At 66.6% G+C, this 8,231-nt stretch carries 5 protein-coding genes and 1 pseudogene; 3 read left to right on the forward strand and 3 right to left on the reverse strand.

Annotated features, from left to right (window positions below):
• Positions 1-186 precede the first annotated feature (186 nt).
• Positions 187-2,280, forward strand: a complete 2,094-nt coding sequence (locus VML93_RS31040) for a DUF6777 domain-containing protein (RefSeq protein WP_325616483.1) — start codon at positions 187-189, stop codon at positions 2,278-2,280.
• Between the two features lie 632 nt (positions 2,281-2,912).
• Here VML93_RS31040 and VML93_RS31045 read toward each other — a convergent pair.
• The 3 genes from VML93_RS31045 to VML93_RS31055 all read right to left on the reverse strand — a co-directional run bounded on the left by VML93_RS31045 (position 2,913) and on the right by VML93_RS31055 (position 6,177).
• Positions 2,913-3,665 (reverse strand): PP2C family protein-serine/threonine phosphatase, encoded by a 753-nt coding sequence (locus VML93_RS31045; RefSeq protein ID WP_325616485.1) that lies wholly within the window; start codon positions 3,663-3,665, stop codon positions 2,913-2,915.
• Positions 3,666-3,730: 65 nt separating this feature from the next.
• Positions 3,731-5,200, reverse strand: coding sequence for an AMP-binding protein (locus tag VML93_RS31050; protein WP_325616487.1), 1,470 nt, complete (start codon positions 5,198-5,200; stop codon positions 3,731-3,733).
• Positions 5,197-6,177, reverse strand: a complete 981-nt coding sequence (locus VML93_RS31055; RefSeq protein WP_325616489.1) for a phosphotriesterase-related protein — start codon at positions 6,175-6,177, stop codon at positions 5,197-5,199. The genes VML93_RS31050 and VML93_RS31055 overlap by 4 nt, the downstream gene beginning before the upstream one ends.
• Before the next feature lie 93 nt (positions 6,178-6,270).
• On the opposite strand from VML93_RS31055, the gene VML93_RS31060 reads away from it, so the two are divergent.
• The gene (locus VML93_RS31060) at positions 6,271-7,977 is read left to right on the forward strand and encodes an acyl-CoA dehydrogenase family protein (RefSeq protein ID WP_325616491.1); all 1,707 of its coding nucleotides are present in this window, start codon (positions 6,271-6,273) and stop codon (positions 7,975-7,977) included.
• Positions 7,978-8,134: 157 nt separating this feature from the next.
• Positions 8,135-8,231 (forward strand): annotated as a pseudogene (locus VML93_RS31065) (TetR/AcrR family transcriptional regulator); the annotation flags it as partial.

Genomic DNA, 8,231 nt, shown 5'->3' on the forward strand with positions numbered 1-8,231 from the left:
ACTGCGTTCCGCTACGAAGGTGCGCAGATGTACAGAGACACGCCGGTCCGGCTGGCATTTTGTGCACGCTCGCCGAGGGTCAAACGGACCTGCTACCGAATCCGGAGAAACGCATACAGACCTCACACGCCGGATAAAATTCGTGCACCCATCGAGGCAGGGTGCACACCGCAGAAAGGCTGGTCCGTGGACGAGGTGGCTTTCGGTCGGTACCGGCTTGTCGCGCTGATTGGCGAGGGCGGGATGGGCAAGGTGTACAAAGCCCACGACACCGTGATGGACCGCGATGTGGCGCTCAAGGTGCTGCCGGCCGAGTTGGCCAGCGAACCGGGCTATGAGCAACGGTTTCGCCGCGAGGCCCTCGTTGCTGGCCGGCTGACCGAGCCGCACGTCATCCCCGTTCACGAGGCCGGTGAAATCGACGGCCGCCTGTTTTTGACGATGCCGATCATCAACGGCACCGACCTGCACACCGTGCTGGACAGTGGGGGGCCGCTGACCCCGCGACGGGCGGTGTCGGTGGTCGAGCAGCTCGCCGCCGCGTTGGATGCTGCGCACGCCGCCGGGCTGGTGCATCGCGACGTCAAACCCTCCAACGCGTTGCTGACCGGCGACGACTTCGTGTATCTGATCGATTTCGGAATCGCGCATGACGCCGGGGGCACCAAGCTGACGCAGACCGGGCTCATGGTGGGCACCGTTGCCTACATGTCCCCCGAACGCTTGAATTCCGGTGCCGTCGACGCCCGCTCCGATGTTTACGCACTGGCCTGCGTGCTCTACGAATGCCTCACCGGCGCACAGCCTTTCGGCGGGGACAGCGTGGAGCAACAACTCGTCGGGCACCTGACTTTGGACCCCCCCAAACCCAGCCACTTGGACCCCGAGATCCCCACGGGGTTTGACGAGGTGATCGCCACCGGTATGGCCAAAGACCCTGACCGGCGCTATCAAAGCGCCAGGGAACTCGTCACCGCCGCCCGCCAGGCGCTCACCGCCGCCTCCGATCCGGCGCGCGGCGCCGACACCAGCAAACCGTCCCGGGACAAAAGCACTCAGCCGCACCCGCAGCCGCCACCCCCACCAAGCGACCCCTTGCTGCGACCACTCACCGATACCCCGCCAGCGGCGGGCCGGCCGAGCCGCAAATGGCTGATCGCGGCGGCAGTGGTGCTGCTCGTGGTCGGCGCTGGGGCCGCCCTGGCGATGCGAAACATGCTGTCGCCCAAGCCGACCACTGAGCTGGTACTGACCGCGGCCACCGACCCCGGGGCCAACCCGTTCATGCCTCCCGCAGCCGGGCCGCCGCCCACCAACACCCAGCCCCCACCCATCCTGGCGCCCCACGGAAACGGGCCCGTGGTCACCCAGCCGCTGCCCGGTGACCGTGACGGCCTTTACGGCGGCACCATGAACAATGCCGAATGCGACCGCGACAAGATGGTCACGTTCTTGAGCAGCCACCCCACCCAGGCGAGCGCGTTCGTCGACGCCCTCAACACCGACCCCACCCTGTCCTGGAGCGGTGGACACGCCCTCACCGCATCCGACATCCCCACCTACCTACGCGAATTGACCCCGACCATTGTGCGGGTCGACACCCGGGTCACCAACCACGGATTTGACGGAACCCACCCCACCACCCTGCAATCGGTCTTCCAACCCGGCACCGGGGTGTTCGTCGACACCCACGGCGTACCCCGCGCCCGCTGCTACTGTGGCAACCCGCTGACCGCGCCTTCCGCGTTGACCGGCGAACCAAAACCCGTCGGCACACCCTGGGCCGGCTACAACCCCGACGCCCTGGCCGCAGTCCAACCCAGCAAGGCGGCCATCACCACCTTCGTCCTCGTCGACGTGATCACCGGCAAGGCCTTCAACCGGCCCGCCGGGACCACCGGCGCCAGCGACACTCCTCACACCGGACCCGTGGCGCCTCCCGAGGGCGCACCGACCATGCCCACGAGTACCCAAGCGCCCCAACTGGATATCGATGGCACCTACCTGGTGCACCCCCTGACCGCCACAGCCCCCTGCGCAGTACCCCCTGACTTCAGCGCCTCCTTCACCCATCAAGGCAACACTCTGACCATGGTTGCTGGTGCGCTGAGTTGGACGGGCCCCCTGAACGCCGACGGATCGTTCACCCTTAGCGGCTCTGCAGGCCGAATAACGGGTGTCTTCGCCGCCGACAGCGGCCGCACCGTGATCCGCGACGGCGTGAGTCAACATCCAGCTGGTCACTGCGGCCCGACTACCTTCGTGGCGACCAAGCAGTGAACGACAACCAGCGACCGCTTCCTCCGCACCTCGCAGCATCACAGTCGCCGCAAACCCCCTGCCACGTGACGGGCACCGAGCTTGGGCGGTCCTGAGTCGAGCTCACCACGCTCCGCGGAAATCGCTCGCATCGGACCCTGCGCGCCGGCGCAGGCTCCGGTGCAGCATCGGCGACGCGCTGCTCTCACCTGAAGGCTGAACACATCGGGCCCGGGCTTGACCACCGCTCCGGATCTCTCGGAAGCGGCTGTGAGCCTGCGCCTTTCGAGGAATCCAGCGGCTAGCGAAATATGGATCCGGTTGCGCGCAGACGAACTGTCCAGCGGCGAATCACGCTCGCCGTCGCCGGGTTGCTGTTTGCCCTAGCGACTCCGATAACCGCGTGCGGATCTTCCTCATCCCCCGCACCTGGGGCGAAGAGTGCGGCCTACCAACGCGGCTACCTGCACGGGATGAAGTTAAACGACCTCGAACTGGGTTCAGCGGACCGGGTGTGTGTGTGGGACCTCGTCCATAGATGAGGTCAACCCCGATGCGGATGCAGATGCTGTCGAAACGAATCGAAGCGACTACAAACAATGCTGCCTCGACGCTGCCAACTCACGTCGCGCCCACTAGCCAGGTCGAAGTAGCTACTTAGCCGGGATGTCGATGACGATGGCGGTGATGTTGTCCGGACCGCCGGCGGTGTTGGCTGCCTCGATCAGCGCCGCGCAGGCCTCCCCGGCGGTGCCCCGGGCGCCAAGGATCTGCGCCAGCGACCCGTCGCCGACGGCGCCGTGCAGACCGTCGCTGCACAGCAGGAGCCGGTCGGCGGGCCGCAGCTCGACTGAGGAAACGTCGGGATGGGCCGGCGGGACCATGCCCACATGCCGGGTGATCACGCTGCGGGACGGATGGTCGCGGGCGTCCTGCGGTTCGACTTCGCCCGCGTCGATCAGAGCCTGGATCAGGCTGTGATCGCGAGTCAGGCGGTGCAGCACCTCGTCGCGGTAGAGGTAGCCGCGGCTGTCACCCAGATGGGCGATCAAGGCCCGCGGACCCGCGATGGCCACGGCGACCACGGTGGTGCTACCCCCGGCCAGCTCGGGATCGTTGGCGCCGTCGTCGCGCAGGTCCTTCGAGAGCTCGGCGATTGCGCTGCCCAGCCGCTCGGGAGCGGCCGCGTCCTCCAGGCTGACGGTGTCGAGGTGGCGTTGCAGGTACGTCGGCAGCAGGTTGACCACCCTCTCGGCGGCCCGGTCGCCGTGATTGCTGGTGGCGACACCGTCGGCAACGATGAACAGACTCTGCGTGGCGTCGACACCCCAGCGGTCCTGGTTGCTGTTTCGTTGCCGGCCGACGTCGGTGAGGCCCGCGTACTCGAAGTCGTTAATCGGCGGCATGGTGCTAATCCAACACCCTCCCTTGGCGTAACGGTGACACGACCGACCGCTGTCGTCAACGAATTTTATGCAAGCCGCAAGCGTGCGATGATCTCGTCGCGCACCGCGGACCGCCGGGCTTTGCCGGCGTCGTCACGCAGCGGGGCGTCGACGAACTCAACCGTGCGCGGCACCTTGTAGCCCGCGACGCGTTCACCCACAAACTCCTGCACCCCCGCGGTGTCCAGTGCCGAATCCGGGGATGCCTGCACGAGCGCGTAGGGCACCTGGCCCAGGTCATCGTCGGGAACACCAACGACCAAGCAGGACAACACTTCCGGGTGTGCCGACAGGACACCCTCGATTTCGGCGGGGTAGACGTTGCGGCCGCCGACGGTGAACATGTCCACCCGGCGATCGGACAGGTACAAAAACCCGTCCTCGTCGAAATGGCCGAGGTCGCCCAATGAGTCCCAGCCGTCGCGGGACTTCGCCGTCGTGCCGATGTAGCGGTACGACGGCATGGTGCCCGGGTTGGGCCGCATGTAGATCTCGCCCACCACACCGGGCGCGCACGGGTTGCCGTCGTCGTCGAGCACCTTCATCTCGCCCATGACCACCACACCGACCGATCCGGGATGCGTCAGCCATTGGTCGCCGGAGATGAAGGTCATCGCCTGAAATTCGGTGCCGCCGTACAGCTCCCAGACCTTTTCCGGGCCCAGCAGGTCGATCCAGGCCTGCTTGATGGCCGGCGGGCAAGGCGCGCCGAGATGCCAGAACCGCCGGATCGAAGACAGGTCATAAGATGACGGGTCGGCGCGGTAAACCGGCAGCGCCCGCTGCATCATCGTCGGCACCGAGGTGACGAGCTGCGGGCGATGCTCGGTGATCAGCCGCAGGAACTCGTACGGGTCGAACCGGCTCATCAGCACCAGGTGGTTGCCGATGATCAACGTGGTCGCCGCGGAGGTGAAGCCGGTGGTGTGGGTCAGCGGCACCGGCACCAGCCCGGTATCGCCTTCCTGGTAACCCACGGCGTACCCCAGTTCCGGCCCGAGCCGGCTGTCGCCGCCCGCCTCGATCAGCTTCGGCCGGCCGGTACTGCCGCCCGAGCCGATCGACCTCCAGCACGGCGACACCGCTTCCGGCAACGGGTCATCAGACAACGCCTGGTCGGGGACGAAACCTGTAGGAACACTGGGTATTCCGTGGTACGTCCGTCCCACGAGCAGCGCGCGTGGCCGCAGTTCCAGGATGCCCGCGAACTCGACGTCCGGCAGCCGCGCGGACAGCGGCTGGGGTACTGCGCCCAGCTTCCAGCACGCCACCAGGGCCTGCACGCACTCGACGGAGTTGGGCAGCGCGATCGTCACGTAGTCGCCGACGCCCACGCCGCGCTCGGCGTAGGCGCGCGCCAACCGGTTCGTCGAGCGGTCGAGTTCGCCGCGGGTCATGGTGCGCCCGTCGCAGGTGACCGCCGGCTCGTCGGGAGCGAGCTGCGCCAGCGCCGAAATCTGGGTGCCGATCGGCGGCACCTGCTCACCCTGCGTCACTGGTAGGCGCCTTGTCGCTCGAAGATGTGCCGCGGGTTGTCGACGAGCATGGTGTGCAGCTGCTCGTCGGTCACGCCGCGTTCCTTCAAAGCGGGGATCACGTCGTTGTGGATGTGCAGGTAGTGCCAGTTCGGCGCCATCTGCGGCACCAGCGCCTCGGGCAGCGCGTCGAAGTAACAGTTGGCGTCGTGCGAGAGCACCATCTTGTCGGCGTGCCCGCGCTCGCACATCGTCGCCACGATGTTCACCCGGTCCTCGAACGGCGAGATCACATCGATGCCGAACCGGTCCATCCCCAGGTAGGAACCGGCGGAGATGAGCTCCTCGAGGTAGCCGACATCGGTGCTGTCGCCGGAGTGGCCGATGATCACCCGGCTCAGGTCCACACCTTCTTCCTCGAAGATGCGCTGCTGCTCGAGCCCGCGCCGCAGCCCGGCATGGGTGTGCGTGGAGATCGGCACCCCGGTGCGCTTGTGGGCTTGGGCGACGGCGCGCAGCACCCGCTCGACACCGGGCGTGACGCCGGGCTCGTCGGTGGCGCACTTGAGGATCCCGGCCTTGATGCCGGTGTCGGCGATGCCCTGCTCGATGTCGCGCACGAACATGTCGGTCATGATCTCCGGGCCGTCCAACAACCCGCCCGGGCCCTCGTAGTGGAAGCGGAACGGGATGTCGTTGTAGGTGTAAAGCCCGGTCGCCACAACGATATTCAGCTCGGTAGCCGCGGCCACCCGCGCGATCCGCGGGATATAGCGCCCCAGCCCGATCACCGTCAGGTCGACGATGGTGTCCACGCCGCGGGCCTTCAGCTCGTTGAGCCGGGCGATCGCGTCGGCCACCCGCTTCTCCTCGTCGCCCCAGGCTTCGGGGTAGTTCAGTGCGATCTCGGTGGTCATGATGAACACGTGCTCGTGCATGAGGGTGACGCCCAGGTTGGCGGTATCGATGGTTCCGCGGGCGGTATTAAGTTCTGACACGTCACCGATGCTAAGTCGCCAGACCGGTTCACCAACAGGGTCGTTTGCAGTACGGTCTACCCGTCTTCATCCGAACCCCCGGGAGTCACCGTCATGCTGCTCAATCCCAACCATCTAGTGCGCCGCTACCCAGACGCTCGTTCAGGGGAGATCATGGCCGCGACGGTCGACTTCTTCGAGTCCCGTGGTAAGGCGAAGCTCAAGCACGACGACCACGAGCGGGTCTGGTATTCCGACTTCCTCAACTTCATCGCCGGCGAGCGCGTCTTCGCCTCGCTGCTGACGCCGGCCGAGTACGGCGCTGCCGACTGCCGCTGGGACACCTACCGGATCAGCGAGTTCGCCGAGATCATCGGCTTCTACGGGCTGAGCTACTGGTACCCCTTCCAGGTGACCACGCTGGGCCTGGGCCCGATCTGGATGAGCGACAACGAGGACGCCAAGCGCAAGGCCGCCGCCCAGCTGGAGCAGGGCGAGGTGTTCGCATTCGGCCTGTCCGAGCAGACCCACGGCGCCGACGTCTACAAGACCGACATGATCCTGACCCCGAGCGAGCACGGGTGGACGGCGACCGGCGAGAAGTACTACATCGGCAACGCCAACGTCGCGCGGATGGTCTCCACCTTCGGCAAGATCGACGGCAGTGACGAGTACGTCTTCTTCGCCGCCGACTCCCACCACGACCGCTACCAGCTGAAGAAGAACGTCGTCAACTCGCAGAACTACGTGGCCAACTACGCGCTGCGGGACTACCCGGTCACCGAGGCCGACCTGCTGCACCGCGGCATCGGCGCGTTCCACGCCGCGCTGAACACCGTCAACGTCTGCAAGTACAACCTGGGTTGGGGTGCGGTCGGCATGTGTACCCACGCCATGTACGAGGCGGTCACCCACGCGGCCAACCGCTACCTGTACGGCACTGTCGTCACCGACTTCAGCCACGTGCGGCGGCTGCTCACCGACGCCTACGTGCGGCTGGTCGCCATGCGACTGGTGTGTACCCGCGCGTCGGACTACATGCGCAGCGCGTCGGCCGAGGACCGTCGCTACCTGCTGTACAGCCCGCTGACCAAGGCGAAGGTCACCAGCGAGGGCGAGCGGGTCATCACCGCGCTGTGGGATGTCATCGCCGCCAAGGGCGTGGAGAAGGACACCTTCTTCGAGACCGTGGCCCGCGAGATCGGCCTGCTGCCCCGGTTGGAAGGAACGGTCCACATCAACATCGGGCTGCTGGGCAAGTTCATGCCGAATTACCTGTTCGCCCCCGACGCCGCGCTGCCCCTGATCGGTCGCCGCGACGACGCGGCCGACGATTCGTTCCTGTTCGCCCAGGGGCCCACCGGAGGGCTGGGTAAGGTGCGCTTCCACAATTGGCGCGCGCCGTTCGACAGCTACGCGCATCTGCCTAACGTCGCGCTGCTGCGCGAGCAGATCGACGTACTCGCCGAGATGCTGGCTTCTGCGACACCGGATGCGGCGCAGCAGAAGGACATTGACTTCGCGTTCGGCGTTGGGCAGCTCTTCGCGCTGGTGCCCTACGCGCAGCTGATCCTGGAAGAGGCTGCGCTATCTGGGCTGACCGGGTCGTGCGAGCCGCTGATCGACGAGATCTTCGCGGTGCTGGTGCGCGACTTCAACACGTATGCCGTTGAGCTGCACGACAAGTCGGCGACGACGGACGAGCAGGCCCGGTTCGCGATGCGGATGATCCGCCGCCCGGTCAACGACCCCGGCCGCTACGAGCAGGTCTGGAAGGAAAACGTGATGCCCCTCAACGGGGCTTACGCGATGCGTCCGTAAATCCTTGCGGCCCAGCGCCGTCGCGGCCTCCTGCTTGAGCGTCGAGCGCCACGCCAGCGTGACGCTCGGCGAGCCGGGATCGGTGTCAGAACTCCATTGACTATGACGTGGCTCACAGTAGAATGACCAGTGGTCATCCACTGCGAGGAGGCGCCGAATGCCGACGGTGACATGGGCACGGGTAGATCCGGCCCGTCGCGCGGCGGTGGTGGAAGCCGCGGAAGCCGAATTCGGCGCGCACGGGTTTTCCAACG

Source organism: Mycobacterium sp. (assembly GCF_035499775.1).
Classification (GTDB): domain Bacteria; phylum Actinomycetota; class Actinomycetes; order Mycobacteriales; family Mycobacteriaceae; genus Mycobacterium.

Bases quoted from the DNA above. Each gene is read 5' to 3' on its own strand.
- VML93_RS31045 (WP_325616485.1), bottom strand. From the start codon at position 3,665: ATGCCGCCGATTAACGACTTCGAGTACGCGGGCCTCACCGACGTCGGC.
- VML93_RS31060 (WP_325616491.1), top strand. From the start codon at position 6,271: ATGCTGCTCAATCCCAACCATCTAGTGCGCCGCTACCCAGACGCTCGT.